This is a genomic window from Kocuria sp. 2SI (assembly GCF_005502825.1).
GTDB lineage: Bacteria > Actinomycetota > Actinomycetes > Actinomycetales > Micrococcaceae > Kocuria > Kocuria palustris.
On record NZ_SCNB01000022.1, the window covers coordinates 21,445 to 44,020 of the forward strand.

The 22,576-nt window shown below is 68.6% G+C and carries 18 protein-coding genes, 1 tRNA gene and 2 pseudogenes; 13 read left to right on the plus strand and 8 right to left on the minus strand.

The window, feature by feature from the left end:
- Positions 1-398 precede the first annotated feature (398 nt).
- Both FFS25_RS11150 and FFS25_RS11155 read left to right on the plus strand, forming a co-directional pair.
- On the plus strand, positions 399-1,574 hold the full coding sequence (locus tag FFS25_RS11150; protein ID WP_137802962.1) for an alcohol dehydrogenase catalytic domain-containing protein: 1,176 nt from the start codon (positions 399-401) through the stop codon (positions 1,572-1,574).
- A gap of 271 nt (positions 1,575-1,845) precedes the next feature.
- On the plus strand, positions 1,846-2,730 hold the full coding sequence (locus FFS25_RS11155) for an NADP-dependent oxidoreductase (RefSeq protein WP_249933878.1): 885 nt from the start codon (positions 1,846-1,848) through the stop codon (positions 2,728-2,730).
- 279 nt (positions 2,731-3,009) lie between these two features.
- On the opposite strand, the gene FFS25_RS11160 is transcribed toward FFS25_RS11155, so the two are convergent.
- Positions 3,010-4,175 (minus strand): IS3 family transposase gene (locus tag FFS25_RS11160; RefSeq protein WP_249933879.1). Its coding sequence is split into 2 segments (ribosomal slippage): positions 3,010-3,888 and positions 3,891-4,175, totalling 1,164 coding nucleotides; the frame shifts between segments, so codons are not numbered across the junction.
- Between FFS25_RS11160 and FFS25_RS11165 the strand changes: the two genes are divergently transcribed.
- On the plus strand, positions 4,174-4,764 hold the full coding sequence (locus tag FFS25_RS11165) for a hypothetical protein (RefSeq protein WP_137802964.1): 591 nt from the start codon (positions 4,174-4,176) through the stop codon (positions 4,762-4,764). The two genes, FFS25_RS11160 and FFS25_RS11165, sit on opposite strands and share 2 nt — an antisense overlap.
- Positions 4,765-4,777: 13 nt before the next feature.
- Positions 4,778-5,002 (plus strand): annotated as a pseudogene (locus FFS25_RS11170) (hypothetical protein); the annotation flags it as partial.
- Positions 5,003-5,760: 758 nt separating this feature from the next.
- Here the strand turns inward: FFS25_RS11170 and FFS25_RS11175 are convergent.
- Both FFS25_RS11175 and FFS25_RS11180 read right to left on the minus strand, forming a co-directional pair.
- Positions 5,761-6,414, minus strand: coding sequence for an NAD(P)-dependent oxidoreductase (locus FFS25_RS11175; protein WP_137802966.1), 654 nt, complete (start codon positions 6,412-6,414; stop codon positions 5,761-5,763).
- A 50-nt stretch (positions 6,415-6,464) separates the two neighbouring features.
- Positions 6,465-7,712: a multidrug effflux MFS transporter gene (locus tag FFS25_RS11180; protein ID WP_137802967.1), complete on the minus strand. Its 1,248-nt coding sequence runs from the start codon at positions 7,710-7,712 to the stop codon at positions 6,465-6,467.
- Positions 7,713-7,772: 60 nt separating this feature from the next.
- Between FFS25_RS11180 and FFS25_RS11185 the strand changes: the two genes are divergently transcribed.
- The 3 genes from FFS25_RS11185 to FFS25_RS11195 all read left to right on the plus strand — a co-directional run bounded on the left by FFS25_RS11185 (position 7,773) and on the right by FFS25_RS11195 (position 11,524).
- Positions 7,773-8,246 carry a MarR family winged helix-turn-helix transcriptional regulator gene (locus FFS25_RS11185; protein WP_137802968.1) on the plus strand — a complete coding sequence of 158 codons (474 nt, stop codon included), beginning with the start codon at positions 7,773-7,775 and terminating at the stop codon, positions 8,244-8,246.
- A gap of 195 nt (positions 8,247-8,441) precedes the next feature.
- On the plus strand, positions 8,442-9,317 hold the full coding sequence (locus FFS25_RS11190; protein ID WP_349654427.1) for a helix-turn-helix transcriptional regulator: 876 nt from the start codon (positions 8,442-8,444) through the stop codon (positions 9,315-9,317).
- Between the two features lie 731 nt (positions 9,318-10,048).
- Entirely contained in the window at positions 10,049-11,524 is a 1,476-nt protein-coding gene (locus FFS25_RS11195; protein WP_137802970.1) for a YfcC family protein, read from the plus strand.
- 87 nt (positions 11,525-11,611) lie between these two features.
- Here the strand turns inward: FFS25_RS11195 and FFS25_RS11200 are convergent, their stop codons facing one another.
- The 3 genes from FFS25_RS11200 to FFS25_RS11210 are packed head-to-tail and all read right to left on the minus strand — an operon-like array spanning position 11,612 to position 12,815.
- A complete protein-coding gene (locus FFS25_RS11200; protein WP_137802971.1) occupies positions 11,612-11,941 on the minus strand; it encodes a DMT family transporter in 330 nt (109 codons plus the stop codon).
- The gene (locus FFS25_RS11205; protein WP_137802972.1) at positions 11,938-12,309 is read right to left on the minus strand and encodes a DMT family transporter; all 372 of its coding nucleotides are present in this window, start codon (positions 12,307-12,309) and stop codon (positions 11,938-11,940) included. The genes FFS25_RS11200 and FFS25_RS11205 overlap by 4 nt, the downstream gene beginning before the upstream one ends.
- Positions 12,306-12,815, minus strand: a complete 510-nt coding sequence (locus FFS25_RS11210) for a TetR/AcrR family transcriptional regulator (protein WP_137802973.1) — start codon at positions 12,813-12,815, stop codon at positions 12,306-12,308. The genes FFS25_RS11205 and FFS25_RS11210 overlap by 4 nt, the downstream gene beginning before the upstream one ends.
- Before the next feature lie 168 nt (positions 12,816-12,983).
- On the opposite strand from FFS25_RS11210, the gene FFS25_RS11215 reads away from it, so the two are divergent.
- On the plus strand, positions 12,984-14,228 hold the full coding sequence (locus tag FFS25_RS11215; RefSeq protein ID WP_137802974.1) for an MFS transporter: 1,245 nt from the start codon (positions 12,984-12,986) through the stop codon (positions 14,226-14,228).
- A gap of 247 nt (positions 14,229-14,475) precedes the next feature.
- Here FFS25_RS11215 and FFS25_RS11220 read toward each other — a convergent pair.
- Positions 14,476-14,775 (minus strand): annotated as a pseudogene (locus FFS25_RS11220) (peptidase dimerization domain-containing protein); the annotation flags it as partial.
- 163 nt (positions 14,776-14,938) lie between these two features.
- On the opposite strand from FFS25_RS11220, the gene FFS25_RS11225 reads away from it, so the two are divergent.
- Both FFS25_RS11225 and FFS25_RS11230 read left to right on the plus strand, forming a co-directional pair.
- A complete protein-coding gene (locus FFS25_RS11225) occupies positions 14,939-15,301 on the plus strand; it encodes a winged helix-turn-helix transcriptional regulator (RefSeq protein ID WP_137802975.1) in 363 nt (120 codons plus the stop codon).
- A 98-nt stretch (positions 15,302-15,399) separates the two neighbouring features.
- Positions 15,400-15,825 (plus strand): VOC family protein, encoded by a 426-nt coding sequence (locus FFS25_RS11230; RefSeq protein WP_137802976.1) that lies wholly within the window; start codon positions 15,400-15,402, stop codon positions 15,823-15,825.
- Between the two features lie 68 nt (positions 15,826-15,893).
- On the opposite strand, the gene FFS25_RS11235 is transcribed toward FFS25_RS11230, so the two are convergent.
- Complete coding sequence (locus FFS25_RS11235) at positions 15,894-17,378, minus strand: peptide MFS transporter (RefSeq protein ID WP_137802977.1); 1,485 nt, start codon at positions 17,376-17,378, stop codon at positions 15,894-15,896.
- Between the two features lie 92 nt (positions 17,379-17,470).
- Between FFS25_RS11235 and FFS25_RS11240 the strand changes: the two genes are divergently transcribed.
- The 3 genes from FFS25_RS11240 to FFS25_RS11250 all read left to right on the plus strand — a co-directional run bounded on the left by FFS25_RS11240 (position 17,471) and on the right by FFS25_RS11250 (position 22,459).
- Positions 17,471-19,597: an acyltransferase family protein gene (locus FFS25_RS11240; protein WP_259904424.1), complete on the plus strand. Its 2,127-nt coding sequence runs from the start codon at positions 17,471-17,473 to the stop codon at positions 19,595-19,597.
- 438 nt (positions 19,598-20,035) lie between these two features.
- A complete protein-coding gene (locus tag FFS25_RS11245; RefSeq protein ID WP_137802979.1) occupies positions 20,036-22,204 on the plus strand; it encodes a RecQ family ATP-dependent DNA helicase in 2,169 nt (722 codons plus the stop codon).
- 166 nt (positions 22,205-22,370) lie between these two features.
- Positions 22,371-22,459, plus strand: a tRNA-Ser gene (locus FFS25_RS11250).
- The last annotated feature ends 117 nt before the right edge of the window (positions 22,460-22,576 follow it).

The following is a 22,576-nucleotide window of genomic DNA, read 5'->3' on the forward strand; positions in this document are numbered from 1 at the left end:
GCTCGCCTGGTGGTGCTGCGCCCGCAGGACCGTCAGGCCCCGGTGGAGCCAGTGGAGGTGCCCGAGGGCTCGCTCTCGGCCCCAGTGGTCTCGCCCGGGCCAGCGCGGCAGGTGGAGCAGGAGGCTCCTGCTGAGGTGCTGGCACCTGCGGGTCATCATCGACACGTCCCTGTCAGCCATACCCCATCGTCGCCGTGCCACCGAAGCCACGGAAGATTTCGCGGGGAAAACCATGTGAGGCACGGCCCCTGCTACGCGGGGACTTTATGTGAGTCTCGTCGTTCCCTGGCGGTGAACACGCGCCTGCGCCCAAAATGGCGTGAGTAGGGTCGTTGGGACCGATCAGATCAGCAGGCTGTCCTTCCGGTCGGGGCGGCGGCCCTGGGAGAGGAGGACGCATGAAGGCTTTGACTTGGCAGGCGAAGCGGACGGTGAGTGTGGAGGAGGTCCCGGATCCGGTTATCCAGGAGCCCACGGACGCGATCGTGCGGATCACCTCGTCCGCGATCTGCGGTTCGGATCTGCACCTGTACGAGGTGCTCACCCCGTTCATGGATAAGGGCGACATCATCGGCCACGAGCCGATGGGCATCGTGGAGGAGGTCGGCTCGGCCGTCACCCACATCAAGGCCGGGGACCGGGTGGTGATCCCGTTCAACGTCTCCTGCGGGCACTGCTTCATGTGCACCCAGGGCCTGCAGTCCCAGTGCGAAATCACCCAGGTGCGGGAGTACAACAACAACGCCCAGTTCCTGGGCTACTCCCGTCTCTACGGTTCGGTGCCCGGCGGGCAGGCCGAGTACCTGCGCGTGCCGCACGCGGACTACGGGCCCATCAAGGTCCCGCACACCGGGGAGGACGAGCGCTACCTGTTCCTCTCCGACGTGGTGCCCACTGCCTGGCAGGCCGTGCAGTACGCCGCGCCCGGGCAGGGCGGGTCCCTGGCGGTGCTCGGTCTGGGCCCGGTCGGTCAGATGTCCGCCCGCATTGGCAAGCACTTGGGTTATGAGGTGTTCGCGGTGGACCCGGTCCCGGAGCGCCGGGCCATGGCCGAACGCCACGGCATCGCCACCCTGGACTCCACGGACGGCGTGGTCGAGCAGCTCAAGGACCTCACCGGCGGGCGCGGCCCGCATGCGGTGGTGGACGCGGTCGGGATGGAGGCCCACGGCTCCCCGGTGGCCGGGATGGCCCACCAAGCGGTGGGAGCATTGCCGTCCGCGCTGGGTCGCAAGGCGATGGAAACGGCGGGGGTGGACCGACTCGGTGCCCTGTACACCGCGATCGAGGCCGTGCGGCGCGGTGGGACGATCTCGATCAGCGGGGTGTACGGCGGGATGAAGGACCCGCTGCCGTTGATGACGATGTTCGACAAGCAGCTCCAGTTGCGGATGGGTCAGTGCAACGTGCGGCGGTGGACCGAGGAACTGCTGCCGCTGGTCGATGACCCCGCCGACCCGCTGGGCGTGCTGGACCTCACCACGCACACCGCCCCCCTGGACCAGGCGCCGGCGATGTACGAGAAGTTCCAGAAGAAGGAAGACGGCTGCATCAAGGTCGTCCTCAAGCCCTAGCCTCCCAGTACGCGCCGGAGCCCGGTCTCCATCTCGAGACCGGGCACTGGCGTGTCTTGGGCCCGTCCGTGGCCCGCGCCCACACCGGGTGGCCGCGTGGTGCGTTCACCGTTCACGGCCAGCACCGGGGTCGATCGCACACAGCAGCGCAGAGGGGCGCGGGGATTCATCGGGCGAAGTCAGTGCCCGGAATAGTGCTCTGAGGGGCCGTGTTGCCACGGGTATGAAGGCAATTGGATTCCATACCCCCGGTGACCCGGACGTCCTCGACGTGATCGAGCTTCCCGATCCCGTTCCCGGCGAGGGCGAGGTCTTGATTCGTGTTCACGCGGCCGCGGTGAACCCTACCGACCTCACCGGGCGCACCAGGCAGCGGCGGGCGGGGACAGCCGGGGGACCGTATGTGGTGGGCATGGATGCGGCCGGGGTCATCGAACAGATCGGCCCCGAGACCCAGACCGATCTGAGGGTCGGTGATCGCGTCATGGCCATCATCGTCCCGCGCGGCTCACACGGGGCTTATGCCGAACGCGTGGCGGTTCCGGCCGAGTCCGTGGCGCCCATGCCGTCGAACACCGGCTTCGCCGAGGCCGCCACCTTGCCGATGAACGGGCTGACCGCGCGACTGGCCCTGGACAGGCTGGGCCTGGACGCCGGTGATGTGGTGGCGGTGACCGGTGCAGCCGGGGCCATGGGCGGGTACGCGGTGCAGCTGGCTAAGGCCGACGGGCTGAGGGTCGTGGCCGACGCCGCACCGCAGGACGAGGAACTCGTCAAGAGCCTGGGAGCGGACCTGGTGCTGCCCCGCGGCGAGGGCTTCGCACAAGCGGTGCGCGAGCACTACCCCGCCGGGGTGGATGCGCTGATCGACGGTGCCGTACAGGGGAACGAGATCGCGGCCGCGATCAAGGACCGTGGAACGGTGATCACCCTGCGCGGATACGACCAACCAGGCGAGCGGGGCATCGTGTTCCAGCCGATCGTGGTGGTCGACTACGCCCGTGCCTCGGAGAAATTACACACCCTTGGCCGCCAGGCCGAAGAAGGCCTGCTGAGCCTGCGCGTAGCCCAGGAGCTCCCGATGGACCAGGCTCCCCAGGCTCACCGGCGCCTGGAAGCAGGAGGGGTGCGTGGGCGGCTCGTCCTGGTCTTCTGAGGTGGCGACAACGGGAGCGCCGTTACCTACTACCTCACGAAGCGTGTAGGGCCGAGGACATGCCGGTATTGGAGGGGGAGGTGCCGGCAGGCCCTCGACCGTTATCGACGGTAGACCAGCACCCTGTGCGCATGAACCGCTGTGGACACCCGAGGATTACCTGACTTGCCCCGAGGTGTTGGGCCGGGAGCACTCACCTTCTGAGGCGGTCTCATGCGGTTGGTGCGACTGAGGGTCGTAGTGAGTTGGGACTGATGCACGAGTAGGTGTCAGCTGGGGTTAGGCCGCCAGGCTGACGGTCGGGTTCATGATGGTCTCGTATTCGATGGGGGTCAATCGGCCGAGGCGGGCCTGTCGGCGGCGGCGGTGGTAGGTCCTCTCGATCCAGGTGATGATCGCGATCCGCAGTTCGTCTCGGGTCCGCCAGCGTTTGCGGTCCAGGACATTCTTCTGGAGCAGGGCGAAGAAGGACTCCATCGCGGCGTTGTCCCCGGCCGCACCGACCTGTCCCATCGATCCGATGAGGTGATGACGGTTCAGAGTGTGCACGAACTTCCGTGACCGGAATTGCGATCCTCGGTCCGAATGCACGATGCATCCGGCGGCGCCTCGGCGTCGCGAAGCAGCGTTGTCCAGGGCGTTCACCGCGAGACGAGCCTTCATCCGGGAATCCATGGAGTAGCCGACTATCCGACCGGAGAACACGTCCTTAATGGCGCAGAGGTAGAGCTTTCCCTCATCGGTCCAGTGCTCAGTGATGTCGGTCAGCCACAGCTCGTTAACGTCGTCGGCTGAGAAGTCGCGCTGGACGAGATCGTCGTGGACTGGCGGACCGGGGCGCTTTCCATTCTTGCCGCGCTTCTTCCCGAAGACGGACCACCACTGGTTGTCTCGGCAGATCCGCCACGCGGTCCGCTCGCACATGCGCTGGCCAACGGATTCCGCTTCGCCGGCGAGGAACCGGTAGCCGAACTCGGGATCATCGCGGTGGGCGTCGAACAGAGCGTTCGCCCGATAGGCCTCGACCAGCTCGGGCTCGGTGACCTGCTGTTTCCGCCAGCGGTAGTAGGGCTGGCGGGAGAGCTTCAGGACCCGCAGGGACACCGCGACAGGGACGCCATCGCCGGCGAGCTCGCTCACGAGCGGGTAGAGGATTTTCCCGGCAGGTTCGCCTGCGAGAGGTAGGCGGCTGCGCGGCGCAGGACTTCGTTCTCCTGCTCGAGCAACCGATTCCGGCGACGCAGATCGCGCAGCTCGGAGGACTCCTCTCTGGTCTTTCCGGGCCGGGCACCGTCTTCGACATCGACCTCGCGCATCCAGTTCGTCAGGCAGGACTCGGAGATCCCGAAGTCCTTCGCGATCATCGACAGCTTCTGGCCAGGTTCGCGGTTTCTCGCGACGCGCACGACGTCGTCACGGAACTCCTGGGGATAGGGAGCAGGCATGGTGCACACCCTTCCAGGCCGCCCTCCGGGCAAGCCAGATCAGATGTCACCTCTCCGTGCGGCAGTCCCTCCCTCTCGTTCCCGCGACGGGGTGTACCGACAACTGACCGGCGACATCCTCTACTACGAGCCCCGGTTCGATGCGCTCACGGTCCCAGGGTTCGTGTTCTTCAACACCGTCACCCTGGTGCAGACCAAGCTGCACGCGCCGGATAAGGCTCGTCAGCTCGCGAAGGCCACCTTGAAGTCGGTGACGACAAGCATCCGCATTGACGGCTACGACGAACTTGAAGCTGCCGTCATGGACGACCCATCCATGCGCGCGAAGATGGCGCAAGTCGCGCGCTTGATCAGTGGCGATCCCGACTACGCCAAGCACCTGACCACGAAGAAGCTGGTGGCGTTCGCCGAGAAGCACCCCGACTACGACATCGCCACCTCGTCCGTCGGTGGGAAAAAGAGTCTCAAGTTCGACTCTTCCCCACAGTACCGGCATCAGATTCCTCGCCTGCTCGCCGATGACTACCTGCATAGCTACCTGACTGACCGTATCTACGAGGCTGGTTCCAAGCAGGACGTCTCGTCCTGATGCCCTCTGTTCTCTCGGCGCTGCCGGGGGCAACGCCGCGATGGATTCTTCTTTAGCTCTGCCGCAGAAGAAGGTCCTGGACCGCAAATGGTGGCGGAACCGAGAGGAACTGCGCATAGCGATGAACACCTGGATCGAGCGCACCTACCACCGACGCTGCCGACAGGCCCGCCTGGTCCGGTTGACCCCCATCGGGTACGAGACCGTCATGAACCCGACCATGGGCCTCGCGATCTGACACCCGAACTCTCGCAGGGCGCCAATCTAGGAATGAGGCGCAAAGACCGCTCTCCGGCGGCGGCAAGGCCGAAATGACAGTTTTCGGATGGGGGCGTGTGACTACAGCGCTGGAACTGATAATCCATGGGTCGTGGGTTCGATCCCCACAGGGCCCACCGTAAGGCTCGCGACACCAGAAACCGGGCCGCCATGACTCGGGCCGAAGCCGACGAACTCCGTAGCCTGCCCGTGAACGAAGCCGCCGAACGCATCGAAGCCAAGCGCGCCGAGCAGGAGCAAGCGCGGCAGCGAGCCGCAGAGCGGGCACAGCGGCTTCCCGACCCATTCGCGCACGACCCCCACCGCAGCGGGCCGCACCGCGAAGGGCCGACACGCAGCCTATAGACCACGGTAGGTAGGCAGGCAGGCTGCTCACGGCAGTTCCTCGGGTCGGCAAGCACAAGACCAGGAGTGGGGCGGATGACCTACCGCCAGGTAGCGATACGTCCATTCAGAAGAGAAGAGGCAGGCGGAGTAGTAAGTGGCTGAAGATGCTTGGGGCTAAGTGGAGGGCACATATCAGTCCTGAGTCACGTGCTCGGCGCGGCGAGCAGGAGGAGGATTGGAGACCGCAGGGAAGGCAGTGTTCCTGTTTCGAGGCAGTACCGCCTTATTTCTATCGGCGCATCAGGTACGGTGAACTCGGTTCTCGGTTCGCCTCGTTCACCGACGCGGCCTGCGGCCTGGGGTCGGTGGAGAGCGTCCGCTCTTCGGTGGTCAGTAGGCGACGGAGAAGCGTGTGCGGTGGTGGGCGGGCTTCTCGATCTCGTCGGTGATGGCGAGGGCGATGTCGTCGCCGGAGATTTCCGAGACGCCGTTCTCGTCGCGCAGGAGGATGTCATCACCGATGCGGTAGTGGCCGCGGGCGGTGCCGGGGGCGTGCTTGCCGAAGTTCTCGGCGGGGCTGATGAGGAACCAGTCGAGGCGGTCGTCGGTGTTCGCGCGGAGGTCGTCGAGGGCTCCGGCGAGTTCGAGGGATTCGGGCTTGGCGACCTCGGGGAAGCCGGGGGTGTCGACCAGGCGGGGCCCGCCTGGTGCGATCAGGAGCGAGCCGGCCCCGCCCATTACCCCGAAGCGCACGCCTCGTTCCGCGGCGAGCCCGGCCGCCGTGGACAGCAGGGCGCGGAGGCGGCCTTTGCCGGCGAGCCCGCCGTGGGTGGACAGTGCCGAGATCACGACGTCCGTGTGCTCGAATGCTGAGGCCAGGAACGCGGGGTCTTGCACGTCACCGGCCCGGTACTCGACGCCCGGGGTCTGCTTGTCGGGGATGGAGCGGCTGTACGAGACGACCTGGTGGCCACGCTTGGCGGCCTCGCGGACGATACGGCTGCCGGCGTACCCGGTGCCGCCGAGGACATGGATGCGAGTCATGGTTTCTTCTCCTTATGGATCGAACGAGATGGATAGAGGGCCGCCGGGGGTCAGGCGGCGGGTTCCCGCCGTGGTCGGGGTGTGGCCAGGAGCAGGCCGAGGAGCGCGATGATCGCGGCGGCGAGCATGGTCACCCCGAGGGGGATGGCGGTGTGCTCGCCGGCGATGCCGACCAGGGCGGCGACGAGGCCGGCGAGGGCGAACTGCACCGCCCCGAGCAGCGCCGACCCTGCGCCGGTCGCGGCCGGGGGCACGGCGGACATGGCCAGGGCGGTCGCGTTGCCGAACACCAGCCCGAGCGGGGCGATCGCGACGAACAGGGGCACCATCAACCACCCGGCGGGTGCGTCGGTGAGGGTGAGGATCACGATCGCGACGACCGCGGCCAGGCTGATCGTCAGGCCGGTGAGGGTCAACCCGCGCAGCGAGACGGGACCGGCAAGACGGGCCGCGACAGTGGTGGCGATCATCAGGCCGACGGCGTTGATCGCGAACGCGATCCCATAGGCGGCCGCGCTCAGGCCGATCATGTCCTGGTAGACGAACGGTGAGGCGGAGATGTAGGCCATCATGATCGCCATCCCGAACGCATACGCGGCCGTGTTCCCCAGATAGGCCCGCGAGACCAGGCCCCGCCAGCCACCGCGCTGCGCCGTGCCCGCACGGGCTCTGCGGATCTCACGGGGCAGCGATTCCCGCACGAACACGAGCACGCATGCCAGGGCGATCACGCCCAGGCCGGTGACGATCCCGAGCAGGCCCCGCCATCCGACCGGGCCGACCAGGGCACCGCCGGCGACCGGGGCGACGATCGGGGCGATCCCGCCGATGAGCATCATGATACTCAACGCCCGTGCCGCCTCCGTGCCGCGAGCACGGTCAAGGATGATCGCCCGGCCGATCACCATCCCCGCCGCCCCGCCCAGGCCCTGGACCAGCCGGGCGGCCACGAGCAGCTCGATACTGCCTGCGAGCGTGGCGGTCACGCTCGCGGCGACGAACAGCACCGCCCCGAACACCAGCGGCACCACCCGGCCGGCGCGATCCGACCACGGCCCGAACACCAGCTGCCCGGCCCCAGCGCCGATCAGGAACGCCGTGAGCGACAGCTGCACCCCGGTCGCCGTGGTCGACAGCTCCGTCGTCATCACCGGGAACGCCGGCAGGTACAGGTCGATCCCGAACGAGGCGAGCCCCATCAGCAGCGCCAGCGTCGACAACAGTCCCGCACCGATCGCCTTGCCCGCCGCCTGGACGGGCGTGCCCGCTGCCTGTCGCCCTGTTCCCGTGTCGGTCATCCCCGCCCGGCTCCTTCTAAAACTATAGTTATGAAAACAACGCTATGATAGCATAAGCATATGCGACCAGATGAGAAGCCGGTGAGCGGGCCGGCACCAACCGGTGCGGACCCGTTGGTGCGGCTCGCGGACGCGGTGCTGCATGTCGAGCGGAAGCTGCGCGCCTACCCGTTGCAGGACCCCGCGGTCGCGCCGCTGTCACCGTTGGAGTGCCTGGTGCTGCTGCACATCGACGCCAACCCCGGCGTGGCCCCCTCGGGACTGGCCTCGGGCCTGTCGCTGACATCGAGCAACGCGAGCACGGCGCTGCGCGGACTCATCGCCAAAGGGCAGATCGAGCGCCGCCCCGACCCGGCGGACCGCCGCGCGGCACGCCTGCATCTGACCGAGGAAGCGGCACGGTCGGTGGGGATCGTGCGGGGCATGTACCGCGATCTGCTCGGCTCGCTCGACCTGCCTGCCGAAGATGTCCTGACCACTGTGCGCACTCTCCAGGCCATCGACACCGCCCTGAGCGACCCCGCACGGAGCTGAGTTATGGAGCAAGGCGCAGGCGACTACCGTTGGAGCCTCTGGCACTCTCATTTCGAGGTGAACCCGTGGTCGTATGACCAGTCTTCATCCGCACCGAGAAGCGGGCAGCGGAACGCTGCGGCTAACACAAGGCTTCACTGGCAGTGCTGAAAGGGTCGGCGCTCTTCCAGCCGTTCGCGGTGGATACGAGGCAGTCTGCGGAAGCAGGTCGGCCCGCGCGTCTTCGACTGCGTGGCGTTCCTCATCGTCCGCGATGGCTCGGTGGTTCTCACCGTCGGGGAGCGTCAACACCCGATCGCTTTTGGTCACGCCGTGCTGATCGCCCCGCGTACTGTCTTCACCTACGAGCCCGAGGGCGCCGCCACCCTGACGACGCTCTTGGTCGACGTGGACTACCTGCTCGATCAGCTCTACTGGCAGCATCCCGACGTGTTCGCGGATCGCTACGTCGTGAGACAGTACGCCGGGGCCTTGTTTCCGGATGCCGCTCATGTGCTCCATGTGAACGGTGAGGACGCCAATCGCCTGATCCTCGTGCTCGATGAGATGACGACCCTCTACGAAAGACGCGAGTACCCGGCCTCGTACTTCTGGCTGCAAGCACGCCTCTCGATGCTGTTGGGCACGCTCGCTCCGCACGTACGCGCGGCTCCGGATGCGTTGCCCGTTCCCGTCCATCAGCGACGGCGATCAGTCGAGAGCCCCGCACGATGGCGAGAGTTTCGGCCCGCCCGCAGAGAAGCCCTCGCGGTCGAAGCGCTGCTGCGCGGAAACATAGCGAAGCGGTGGAACCTGGCCCTGTTCTGTGAGCACGTGCACCTATCGGATAAGCAATTGGTGCGCGTCTTCGAGGACGCCTACGGCAGCACCCCGCACAGATACCTCACGATGCTTCGCGTCGCAGAGCTGGCCCGGCTGCTGCGCGAGACCGAAGTACCCGTGACCGTGGCGATAGGTCGCGTCGGGTGGAACAGCCGAGGCCACGCCGCGGAAATTTTCCAACGACACGTCGGCGTCACTCCCGCCCGATACCGACGCTACGGGCCGCCCACGGCCGCCTCGGAACGGTGAATCACGGAGCCCCGGCAGTGCTGAAAAGTGCTAACGAAAGTGCTAAGCAACGTGTATGTCGGGGTACTACGGTGAAGTTATCCACAATCTAGACGCCGTAGATCGTTGATTTTATGCGGCAGAACGCCCCGCCGAGATTCGAGGCGCGAGGGGGTCGAGGTCAGTTCAACTCCCGCGTCGCCGTCGGGTTCATCACCGCGTCTTCGCCCACACCGTGCCCCGGTGCACCCCGAACTGACGAGCCACGGCGTTCACGCTGATGCCCTGTGCGCGGGCTGTTCGCATAGCGTCCACTTCCTCGTCGGTCAGGCGTGTTCGAGGTCGTTTCTTTGGTTCCGCCGACGCGCCGATCAACGGGTCGTCGGCCTCGCCGTCGGACTCTGCATCCGCGCAAACCCCTTGATTCCACGCGGAAACCAGCCTCTCGACCCGAGGTCGCCTGTTCCCACAACGCTCCATTGCTTCCACTCTGTGATGTCTCAGCGCATCTGAAGCACCCCGAACCCTCTTCGGTTCGGGGCGCTTCTCGTCGTGGCCGGAAGGGCTCCCAGGGACTGGAGGCTCGTGGCCGGGAGTCCGGGGCGGCGGGTTGGGCACACGTCGGCGAGGCCGGTTACGGCCCGAGTCTTCGTTCTTGGGGTGCCCGCGACGGGGTGCATAGGTTCGAAAGCAGGCGCGCCTCCGCTGCCCGCTGGCGTGCGACGAACCTGCCCGACCCGCGAGGGAGCCCCATGACCACGTCCGCATCCTCCGCAGAGCCACCCGTCTCGAGCGACGCGTCCTCCGCCGAGCGGACGCCCCCTGTGGCCGATCCCACCGCACCGCGGGACCGCTTCCCGCATGTCTACGTCATCCTGATCGTCTTCGCGCTGCTGGCCGCCGTCGCCAGCTGGATCGTTCCGGCCGGGCAGTACGAGCGGATGGCGGGACCGGGCGGCCAGGAGGTCGTGGACCCGGACAGCTTCTCGTTCATCGAGCAGTCGCCGGTCACCGCGCTGCAGCTGCTCACCGCCATCCCGCGGGGTCTGGTGGATGCCGGGGCCATCGTGTTCTTCGTCTTCACGATCGGCGGCATGTTCGAGGTCATCCGCCGCACGGGACTGATCGACGTCGCCCTGGCCGCCGTGGCGCGGATCTTCTCCGGGCGCGGGATCGTGGTGATCCCGGTGCTGATGACGGTCTTCTCACTGATCGCCAGCTTCATCGGCGTGCCCGAGCTCTCGCTGGTCTACATCCCGGCGATCATGCCGCTGATCCTCAGCCTGGGCTACGACCGAGTGGTGGCCGCCGGCATCGCGCTGCTGGGCACGGGCGCGGGCTTCGCCGCAGGCTTCCTCAACCCGATCAACACCGGGCTGGGCCAGCAGATCGCCGGGCTGGAGCCCTTCTCGGGCATCGGGCTGCGCATCGTGCTCTACGTCTTCTACCTGGCCACGGGCATCGCCTACGTGATGTGGTACGCCCGCCGCGTGGCCGCCGACCCCACGCGCTCGGTGCTGCACGGTCATGCGGACACCACCATCCGCGACCGCGATCGCCTGGACCTGGAGTCCACCCCGCGCTTCACCGGGCGCCAGCGCGCGGCGGCCGTCGCCCTGCTCGTGCTGGCCGGGCTGCTGGTGTGGGGGATCCTCACCCAGGGCTGGTTCTTCCCCGAGTTCGCGGGCATGTTCATCCTCACCGCGATCGTCGTCGGGCTGGTCGCGGGGCTGAAGACCCGCGAGATGGCCGAGGGGTTCGACCAGGGCATGCGCGATGTTCTCGCCGGCGCGCTCATCGTCGGTGTGGCCCGCGGCGTGGCCATCGTCCTCGAGGACGGGCACATCCTGGACACGATCGTCTTCGGGCTGGGGGAGTCGGTGGGCTTCCTGCCGCCCGTGCTGTTCGTCGTGGGGATGTTCCTGATGCAGGCGGTGTTCAATCTGATCGTCCCGTCCGGCTCCGGGCAGGCGCTCGTGACTCTGCCCGTGCTGGCGCCGCTGTCGGACCTCCTGGGCGTCTCGCGCCAGTCGGCGGTGCTGGCGTATCAGACCGGCGACGGCATGACGAACGTGCTGTACCCGACCTCCGGGTACTTCATGGCGGCGCTGGTGGTCGGGCGCATCCCGTGGAATCGGTGGGTGCGCTTCTACGCCCCGCTGCTGGGGGTCTGGGTGCTGGTCTCGATCGGCTTCCTGATCTTCGCCCAGGTCACCGGCTGGAGCTGATCCCCATCCCTTCCCTGCCGAGTGGATACCCAGTTGCGCTGTCGGGCGCAATAGCGCAACTGGGTATCCACTCGGCGGGGAGAGGGGTCAGTGCGCGGCGCCGAGTTCGATGAGCAGCACGCCGCCGATGATCAGGGCGATCCCCAGGGTCATGACCCGGGTGAGCGGCTCCTTGAACAGGACGCGGCTGAGGATCGCGGTGAGGGCCACGCCGGCAGCTGCCCAGACGCCGTAGGCGACGCCCAGCGGCGTGCCCTCGGCGAGGGTCAGCGTGAGCATCGAGAAGGCCAGGACGTAGCCGCCGCCGATCGCCAGCCACCACAGCTTGGAGCCGGCGGCGGCCATGCGCAGGCTGAGGGTGGCGCTGACCTCGAAGAGGATCGCTAGGACGAGGGATGTCACTGCCAGGGGAGTCATCGTGCAGTCGCCTCCTTCTGCTCGCGTGCGGTGTCCGGCGTGTTCTGAGCCTGTTGGGAGCCGATCTCGACCAGCAGCACGCCGCCCATCACGGCGGCGATGCCGATGCCCATGGGCAGGGTCAGGGGCTCGTGGAAGATCACGGCGGACAGGACTGCCGTCAGCGCCACGCCGCAGGCGGCCCAGATGCCGTAGCCCACGCCCAGGCTCATGCCCTCGCGCAGGGCCTGGAACATGCACAGGAAGGCGGCGGCGTAGCCTGCGACCACCACGGCGTAGAGCGCCGGGGCCTCCAGTGCTGCCTTCAGGGACAGCGTGGCGGTCACCTCCACCAGGATCGCCAGGGTCAGGAAGATCCACTTCTTCATGCGTCAGTCTCCTTCTCGAACAGGGACAGGGCGACGTCGAGCACGGCCGCGCGCTGATCGCGGTCCTGCGGGAGGATCCCCAGGCAGCGGTCGATCCAGGCGCCGTCGGCGAGATAGCGCACGGCGGCTGCGCGCGGGTGGCTCAGCGAGCCGAACCAGGCATCCATCCGCTCGCCCCAGCGCACGGAGAGCTTCTCGCGCAGCCGGGGATCGGCGAACAGCGCGAGATCGGCGGTGTCCATCTCGCCGAGCAGCGTGAGCTCCGCGTAGGCGCGCAGCCGCTGCTCGGGACTCGCGCCAGCGCCGGCCCGCTCCGACAGCTCGGCCTCCCAGCGGGCGAGCAGGTGCTCCAGCACCGCGAAGGCCAGCGCCTCCTTGGTGGGGAAGTGGTGCACGACGCCGGGCTTGGTCAGCTTCGCCTCCTGTGCGACGGCGTCGATCGTCAGGGAGCGGCCATCGCGCAGGACGTCGAGAGCGGCGTCGAGGATCTGGGGTTTCGTCGTCATGCTTCAAACTTACCATACGTATGGTAGGTACCTTCTGGGCCGAGTGGATACCCAGTTGCGCTATCGGGCCTCTCACCGCAACTGGGTATCCACTCGGCGGAGGGGGAGTGGCAGTATGGGCTCTTTGCTGCGCTTCGGGTGGCGCGCCAGCCAGCGGTCGGGGGGGGGATGACGACGGATCCGGACCTGGGCTCTGCACGCGGACAGGGTCTGGCGGCAGGGCCCCAGCGCCGCGTCCTGCTGACGCTCGTGCTGGGCCAGGTGCTGGGCGGGCTCGGCACCGGGGCCACGCTGAGCCTCGGGGCGCTGCTGATCGGCGAGCTCGCCGGCTCCTCCGCCTGGTCCGGGATGGCCGCCACCATGAGCACCCTGGGTGCCGCCCTCTTCGCCCTGCCCCTGGCGGGACTCGCCCAGGCTCGCGGACGCCGGATCTCCCTGAGCGGCGGGGCACTCGCGGCGGCTTCCGGAGCGATCGTCGCTGTGACGGCAGCTGCGCTGGGGTCTGTGGTGCTCCTGCTGGCGGGCATCCTCCTGAGCGGCGCGGCCCAGGCCGTGAACCTGCAGTCGCGCTTCGCCGCCACGGATCTTGCCGCCCCGAGCAGCCGGGGCCGCGATCTCTCCCTGGTGGTCTGGTCGACCGCGATCGGTGCGGTCGCCGGCCCCAACCTGCTCAGCCCCGGTGAGGCCGTGGGCGCCGTCCTGGGCCTGCCGCCGCTGACCGGGGCCTTCGTGTTCACGGCGACGGCGCAGCTGCTGGCCGCCGTCGTCTATCTGGTGGGCCTGCGCCCGGATCCGCTGCTGACGGCACGGACGATGACCGATGCGAGCCACAGCGAGATCACGACGGACCCGACGGCATCCCCTTCCGCGGTCAGGCCCTGGCGGGCGATCCTCACGGTGGCGCTGAGCCAAGGCGTGATGGTCGCGCTGATGTCCATGACGCCGGTCCACCTGCAGGATCACGGCTCGGCGCTGAGCCTCATCGGGGTGACCATCAGCCTGCACATCGCCGGGATGTACGGTCTCTCGCCGCTCTTCGGAATCCTGGCTGACCGCGCCGGGGCTCACGTCACGGTGCTGCTGGGCCAGGCCCTGCTGGTCGGTGCACTGGTCCTGTCGCTGCTCGGCTCCGAGGCCTCCGGCGCGGTGACCGCCAGCCTGATCCTGCTGGGCCTGGGCTGGTCGGCCTCCACGGTGGCCGGCTCCGTGCTGGTCAGCCGCGCCGGGACGCCCGAGACGCGCTCGCGGATCCAGGGGGCGTCGGACCTGGTCATGAACCTGACGGGAGCCCTGGGCGGGGCGAGCGCCGGGCTGATCCTGAGCGCGGTCGGCTTCAGCGGGCTGGCGGGCCTGCTGCTGATCCCGGTGGGGGTTGTCGTCGTCCTCCAGGTCCTGCGGCGGTCGGCCGTGTGAGCCGGGGCGTCAGGAGCCGGCGGAACCCAGGGGGCTTGAGGTCGAAGGCCGGATTGCGCCCGAAGTGGAACAGCCCCGTGGGGACGGCGACCACCAGCAGCGCGGCCATGACGAGGCTCTGCTCGGAGGCGATCCCCCGCCCCGCCGAGTGGATACTCAGTTGCGCTATTGGCCCCTATAGCGCAACTGAGTATCCACTCGGCAGAGGGGTGGAGGGTCAGGAGAGCTTCGAGAGGATCGCCGTCATCGCCGTGGCCGGGATGATGTTCTCCTTCAGCCCGGCGTGGAAAGTGCCCACCGTGACGACGGCCGACTGCAGGGCGGAGATCTCGCGGGAGACCACCGTCTGCAGACGGGTCACGATGTGCGCGCCCAGCGCGATCGGATCCACCGAGTTCTCCGGCTGCGAGCCGTGGGACTGGCGTCCGCGCAGCGTCACACGCCAGGAATCGGCGTAGCTCATCACCGGACCGGTCGTCAGGCGGACCGTGCCGGAGATCCCCGGCATCACGTGCTGGCCGTAGATCACCTCGGGCTTGGGAGCGCGAGGGCCTCGCCTGGATCGGCGGTCATCCGGTGGGACGTTCCGGCGGCATGCCCTGTCCTTCCATGATGTCGCGTGCGACCCCGCCCTGCGACCGGCCGCCGTCCAGGCGCTGAAGGACATCCCCGATGTCTTCAGCATCGAGCGCTGCCATCGCGGCCGGGACATGATGCTGACCGTGATCACGCCGTCGCTGATGTGGCTGACCGAGCACGTCTATCCCCAGCTCGACCAGGTGCCCGGGCTGCAGCGCTACGAGTCGTCGTTCTGCACCCGGCTGCACCACATCGCTGCCGAGTGGCGGCTGGGCGTGCTCGATGCCCACCAGCAGCGACGGCTGCGCGAGGCCGCCGGGCAGCGCAGCCCCTACACGGGCCGCACGCCCTCCCATTTCGCGGCGATCCTGCGCGAGCTCGCCCGCGACGGCCGGGCCAGCGCCGCTCAGATCGTTGCGGCCGCGGGGCTGAATCCGCCCACGGTCCGACGCCAGCTGCGCCAGGTCGTGCTGCCGGGGCCGGCCTGGGGCTGAGCTCAGCGCGTGGAGCACCGAGGTCATGCATGTCGTGGCATCCTTCCGGCGAGCGGGCCGACGGCTGTCGTCGGCCCCCGTCGTCCAGGAGGACTCCCATGACCGCAGCACTGCGCCCCTACCTCAACTTCCCCGGCAACGCCCGCGAGGCCTTCGAGTTCTACGGCGAGGTCCTGGGCGGCACGCCCAAGCTGGCGACGTTCGCCGACTTCGGCGCCGTCCCGGCCGACAGCGAGCACGCCGACAAGATCATGCACGGCGCCCTGGAGATCGACGACCTGATCCGCCTCTACGTCTCCGACTTCGTCGAGGGCATGGCCCCGGGCGAGTTCGTGAAGGGCAACGACGTCACCCTCGCGCTGATGGGCGAGGAATCCGACGAGGAGCGCCTCACCGCGATCTTCGACGCCCTCGCCGACGGCGGCACCGTGACCTTCCCGCTGGGCAAGCAGGTCTGGGGCGGGATCTACGGCGCGGTGACCGACCGCTACGGCATCTTCTGGCAGTTCAACATCGGGGGCTGAGCGCCTCGGACGACGGCGGCGGGGCCGGTGCATCGCGCACCGGCCCCGCCGCCGTCGTGCGTGATGCGTCAGCGGATGCCGCGCATGCCCCGGGTGATCGTGCGGGACAGCGCCAGGGTGATCACGCCGATGCCGATCGTGATCGCGCCCAGGGTGCCGAAGTACACGGCTTCGGAATCGGCGCTGTAGAACCCGGCCAGCGAGCCGGACAGCGCGGTGCCTAGGGCGACGGCCAGGTAGTACAGGGAGATCATCAGCACCGGCATGGCCTCCGGCGAGAGCTTGGTCGACAGCGACAGCCCCACCGGCGAGACCATCAGCTCGCCCATGGTGGCCACCAGCATGATCAGTGCGATCCACCACACGGACACGGCCGCCACCGAGACCTGGGTGAGGAAGATCAGGAACGCCGAGCCCATGAGGATCAGCCCCACGCCGAACTTGGTGGCGGTCACCGGCTGGCGCTTGCCCAAGGTGGTCCACAGGTAGGCGAAGACCGGAGCCAGCAGGATGATGAACGCCGGGTTGAAGGACTGGACCCAGGGGATCGGGACCTGCCAGCCGAACACGTCGAGATCCAGTCGCGTGTCGGCATAGACCGTGATGACGGTGAACTGCTGCTGGAACAGCGCGAAGAACGCCGCCGTGCCGATGAACAGCGGGATGAAGGCGATCACCCGGGAGTGCTCGTCCGCGGTGAGCTTGGAGCTGGTCAGCATGATCGCGAACAGTGCGACGGCCGCGACCACGCACACGGCCACGATCGTTCCGGCCAGATTGGCGGCGGTGAGCAGCCCGCTGGCGACGGCGATCACGACCACCGCGACGGCTGCGATCGCGATGGCGATCCACTTGGGGTAGGCCGAGCGCGGCAGCGGATCCGGCACGACGTGGACCGACGACGGCATGCTGCGGCGGTTCCACGCGTAGATGCCCAGGCCCAGCGCCATGCCGGCGGCGGCCAGGCCGAAGGCGAGGTGGAAGCCCCATTCCCGCTGGGCCCAGCCGGTGAGCAGGGGCCCGAGCAGGCCGCCGATGTTCACGGACATGTAGAAGATCGAGAACCCGCCGTCGCGGCGGGTGTCCTCTCGCCTGTAGAGCGAGCCCACCAGGTTGGTGATGTTCGCCTTGAGCCCGCCCGAGCCGATCGCGATGAGCCCCAGGCCGATGCCGAGGCCCCAGACGGCAGGGATCAGCGCCAGCGAGATGTGCCCGGCCATGATGAGGATGCCGCTGAGGAACATCGCCCGCTCGGAGCCGGTCAGGTGATCGGCCACCCAGCCGCCCAGGATGGCGCACAGGTAGACGGTGCCGCCGTAGGCGCCCACGATTCCGGTGGCCACGGCCGAGTCGATGCCCAGCCCGCCGTCGGCGACCTGCCAGTACATGTAGAGCAGGACGATGCCCTGCATGCCGTAGAAGGAGAAGCGCTCCCACAGCTCGACCGAGAACAGAGGCGCGAGCAGCCGGGGATGGCCGAAGAATCCGCGGTCCGCCTGGGGTTCGGTGGCCGAGCGGCCGGGGTCGGGTGAGGGCTTGGTAGGAGAAGACATCCCTGCACTGTGCACCTCCTGACATTCCCGATCGAGCATCTCTGGGGTCGGTCGCGTACCGTGTCGCGAACACCACACTGAACTGCTGTTCCGTGCATGTATTCGCTTGTGTAAACTCGATCTCGATACTGCACTCGACAACGCCCTGGGAGATTCCCATCGCTGCGCCAGTCCTCGACCCGGTCTTCTCGGCTGGGCCCGCTGCCTCCTCATCGTCTCGTCGCCCCGAGATCCAGGGGCTGCGCGGACTCGCCGTCGTCCTCGTGGTGGCCTTCCACTTGTGGGGCTCCAGCGTCTCCGGCGGCGTCGACGTCTTCTTCGTGGTCTCGGCGTATCTGCTGACGATGTCCTTCGCGCGCAAGGCCGAGGAGGGCAGGCCTCTGGCGCTGGTGCGCTACTGGTCGCGCACGTTCGTGCGGCTGCTGATCCCCGTGGCGATCGCGCTGCTGGCGGTGCTGGTCGCGATCCTGGCCTTCTACCCGGCCTCGCGCTGGGATTCCCTCTGGACGCAGCTCTTCGGCGCGGCCACCTACTCGCTGAACTGGGTCCTGGCCGCGGCCTCCGTCGATTACTACGCCGGCGGCGGGGTCGCCTCGAGCCCGGTGCAGCACATGTGGTCGCTGGCCGTGCAGGGGCAGGTCTTCGTGCTGTGGCCGCTGGTGATCGCCGTGGCGCTGGGGCTGTCCAAGGCGGCGGGTCGTCGTTTCCGCCCGGTCGCGATCGGGGTTTTCGGCCTCGTGCTGGCGGCCTCGCTGACGGCCTCCGTGATCGTCACCCCGATGGAGCCCGGCCCTGCGTACTTCCACACCGGGTTGCGGCTGTGGGAGTTCGCGCTGGGCTCGCTGGCCGCGCTGATCTTCACCTCGCGGCTTTCGCGACGGGTCTCGCTGGTGCTGGGCTGGGGCGGATTCGCGGCCGTGGTCCTGACGGGCTTCGTGGTCGGCGGCAGCGGCCTCTTCCCCGGCTGGGTGGCGCTGATGCCCACTCTCGGCGCTGTCGCGCTGCTGATCTCGCGGGACGGCGGCGGGCGTCGTGGAGTCCACGTCCCCCTGTCCTGGTCCGCTCTGACCTGGCTGGGCGATCGCTCCTACGGCATCTATCTCTGGCACTGGCCGATGATGATCACCTGGCTGCTGCTCTCGGGCGCGCAGACGGCCTCGCTGGGCGCCGGCCTGCTGATCTTCGCAGCATCGGTCGTGCTGACCCTGGGCACGGAGAGAGCCGTCGGCCTGCTCAGCTCCCCGCAGCGGGCCCGCGCCCGAGCCTCCACACGCAAGGAGCTCGTGCGTCTGGCTGCGATCGTCGCGGCGGTGACCGTGCCGGTCAGCGCGGCGCAGGCGTGGACGATCTCGCAGTCCGAGCTGCAGGCCTCCGACGAGGTCACTCCGGAGAACTACCCGGGTGCGGCCGCTGCCATAGACGGGGCGCCCGAGGCCCCGGACCTGAGGCCCGTGCCCCTGTGGTCCGAGGTCGACGACGAGTGGGGCGATCCTGGCGGTGAGGTCTGCGAGTCCAAGCCGGAGGGCTTCGACGACTCCGCCGAGTGCTACGTCTACGACCCGGCTGCCGGGGATGGGCGAGAGGCGCAGCGCACCGTCGTGCTGCTGGGCGACTCGCACGCCAAGCAGCTCTCCGAGCCCCTGAAGATCGCGGCCGAGAACCGCGACTGGCGCCTGGTCACCTTCGTCTACGCGGGCTGCCGCTACACCGGGCACGACGACGCCCTGCCGCCCGAGTGCAATGGCTTCAACCGCGCAGCCGAGGCGGCTGTCCTGGAGCTCGATCCGGATGCCGTGATCGCTCAGGGCACCCGCTCCCAGATGCCCGATCAGGATGAGCGCGAGATCGTGGTGCCGCACTGGGCCGAGGGCGTGGCCGGCTTCCAGGAAGCGGGCATCCCGGTCGTGAGCGTGCGCGACAACCCGCGCTGGGGTCGCGACATGTTCGAGTGCGTCGATCTCTACGGCGAGGACTCCCACCTGTGCGGCGATCCGGTGGACGAGGCGCTGGGCGGCCAGGCGATCCAGGACCAGTGGGCGGACGAGAATCCCGAGGTGCCGCTCGTGGACCTCACCGATCTCTACTGCCCCGACGGGCACTGCGGCCCCACGGTCGGCAACGTGATGATCTATCGCGACCTCGACCACGTCACGGCCACCTTCGGACGGACCACGGCGCCGATGCTCGAGCAGAGGCTCGTGGACGCACTGGGCTGGTGACTGCGCTTGCACGTGTTGGGCCGCAGCTGTCCGCACTTGCGCCCACCTGAATCGAGTGGTGCTGATCATGCGCCGAGTTCCGCCCCAGGTCAGAGGCTGGCCGTCATGAATTGAAGATTCATGAGAAGTCAGGTTGCTTCACTGCTCATTTCACGGATGGCCCCGCGCAGAGGACCATATGTGGAGTGATCCGAGAGCGCAGGATCTCCGGCTCCGCCGCGAGAACCCGCCATCGGGTCCGTCGGCGCGCAGCATCGGGGGGTGCGGCGCGCCGGATGAGCCCAGCTGCAGCAGCCCGAGTGGTCTCTGCGGTCGGGCTCTGGGCCGGGTTCGGTCGGGGGGCCGGACCCGGCCCGCCCTCATGCCCGGGCCCTCTCCTGCCCAGCAGCGCGACGTTGTGCTCCTTGTGCTGTCGGAGCCGCACGGGAGACTTCCGGCATGACCCAGCAACTCCGCCCAGCTGATGACGTCTCCGGACTCGAGTCGGAGGCCCTCGAGCTGCTGCGCGCGCTGACCGGCCGCCCGGATGCCGTCTTCCACCCGGGCCAGTTCCAGGCCATCTCCGCGCTGGTGGCGGATTCCCGTCGGGCTCTGGTCGTGCAGCGCACGGGCTGGGGCAAGTCCGCCGTCTACTTCATCGCGTCCCTGCTGCTGCGCGCCCGCGGGGCAGGCCCCACGCTGATCATCTCGCCGCTGCTGGCGCTCATGCGCGACCAGGTCGCCGCCGCCGAGCGGGCCGGCGTGCGCGCCGCCTCCATCAGCTCCGCCAATGCCACCGAGTGGGGACAGATCCTCGAGCAGCTGGGCCGGGATGAGATCGACGTCCTGCTCGTGTCACCGGAGCGGCTCAACAACGCGCGCTTCCGGCAGGAGCAGCTGCCGGATCTCGTGCGGCGCATGGGGCTGCTCGTGGTGGATGAGGCCCACTGCATCTCGGACTGGGGCCATGACTTCCGCCCGGACTACCGGCGGATCCGCGACCTGATCGCCCAGCTGCCCAGCACCGTGCCCGTGCTGGCCACCACCGCCACGGCCAATGAGCGCGTCGTGCACGATGTCGAGGAGCAGCTCGGCGTGGGGATCGTGGACGCGCAGCGCGAGCCCGTGCTGACGCTGCGGGGCCCGCTGGCCCGCGATTCCCTGCGCTTGGGGGTGCTGCGGATGCCGTCGAACACCGTGCGCCTGGCCTGGCTGATCGAGCACCTGGGTCAGATGCAGGGCTCTGGGATCATCTACGCCCTGACCATCGGGGCGGCGGAGGACACCACCCAGGCGCTGCGGGACGCCGGGCACGACGTCCGTTCCTACACCGGGCGAACGGACCCCTCGGAGCGCGAGCAGCTCGAACAGGAGCTCAAGGACAACCGGGTCAAGGCGCTCGTGGCCACCTCGGCGCTGGGAATGGGCTTCGACAAGCCGGATCTGGGCTTCGTGATCCACCTGGGGGCGCCGTCGTCCCCGGTCGCGTACTACCAGCAGGTCGGTCGTGCCGGTCGTGCCACGGACAGCGCGGATGTCCTGCTGCTGCCCGGCAGCGAGGACCGGGAGATCTGGGAGTACTTCGCCACGGCCTCCATGCCCACCGAGGCCAAGGCCACTGCTGTGCTCACCGCGCTCGAGCAGCACGGCGGGCCGCTGGGCCCGGGGGCGCTGGAGGCGCGCGTGGACATCAAGCGCACCCCGCTGACCCTGCTGCTGAAGGTCCTGGCCGTGGACGGGGCGGTCGAGCAGGTGCAGGGCGGCTGGCAGGTCACCGGTCAGCCCTGGCACTACGACTCCGAGCGCTACGACCGCATCCGCCGAGCCAGGGTGGACGAGCAGAACGCCATGCTCGACTACCAGAACAGCTCCAGGTGCCGCATGCAGATGCTGATCGAGCAGCTCGACGACCCCCACGCGAAGCCCTGCGGACGGTGCGACAACTGCGCGGGGCCCTGGTACTCGGATCACGTCAGCGGAGAGGCCTCTCAGGCGGCCACGTCCTCGCTGCAGAAGGTCGGGGTGCTGATCGAGCCGCGGGCGCAGTGGCCCACCGGCATGGACCGGCTCGGCGTGCAGGTCAAGGGCCGGATCCCGGAGGAGGAACGGGCGGAGAACGGCCGTGCGGTCGCGCGCCTGACCGATCTGGGCTGGGGCAACCGGCTGCGGGAGATCTTCCACGACGACGCCGAAGGCAGCCCCGTCGATCAGCAGGTCGATCCCGCCCTGGGCAAGGCGGCGATCGAAGTCCTGGCCGCCTGGGACTGGCAGCGCCGTCCGGCCGGCATCGTGGCCATGCCGTCGCTGTCGCGGCCGCAGCTGGTCTCCTCGCTCGCCCAAGGCCTGTCCCAGGCCGGGCGGATGCCGCTGCTCGGGCAGCTCGGACTGGCGGAGGGGCACCCGCGGCAGGGCTCAGGGGGCAACGGGGCGTATCGGCTGGCGGCTGTGTGGGAGCGCTTCATCGTCACGCCGCAGATCCAGCAGGGGCTCGACCAGCTGCAGGGCCAGCCCGTGCTGCTGATCGACGATCTCGTGGACAGCCGATGGACCCTGACCGTGGCCGCCCGTGCGCTGCGCCGAGCCGGCTCCGGCCCCGTCCTGCCTTTCGTGCTGGCCTCGCGCGGCTGAGCCGGCGCCGTTCCTCATCGGGGGGGGCAGGGCTTCCGCGCTGGTCGGCGGCCGCACGTCGACAGGCTCAGGGGATGCGCTTTGACCCTGCCCGAAGGGGCCACTAGAGTGTCGTTCGCTGTTTGATCAGGAGAGTGCCGCTGTGCACCCTCTGCCACGACAGCATGGAGACGTGCCAGAGCGGCCGAATGGACTTCACTGCTAATGAAGGATCCGGGGAAACCTGGATCGGGGGTTCAAATCCCCCCGTCTCCGCTGCTGTCCTGAGTCGCGACATCGTTGACAGACGATGTCGCGGCTCAGGCTTTTTTCGTATGGGTTCGTTTTCTCCGTCGAGGCCGTGGGGGTGTTCCGGTCGGGGCGTGGGTTCAG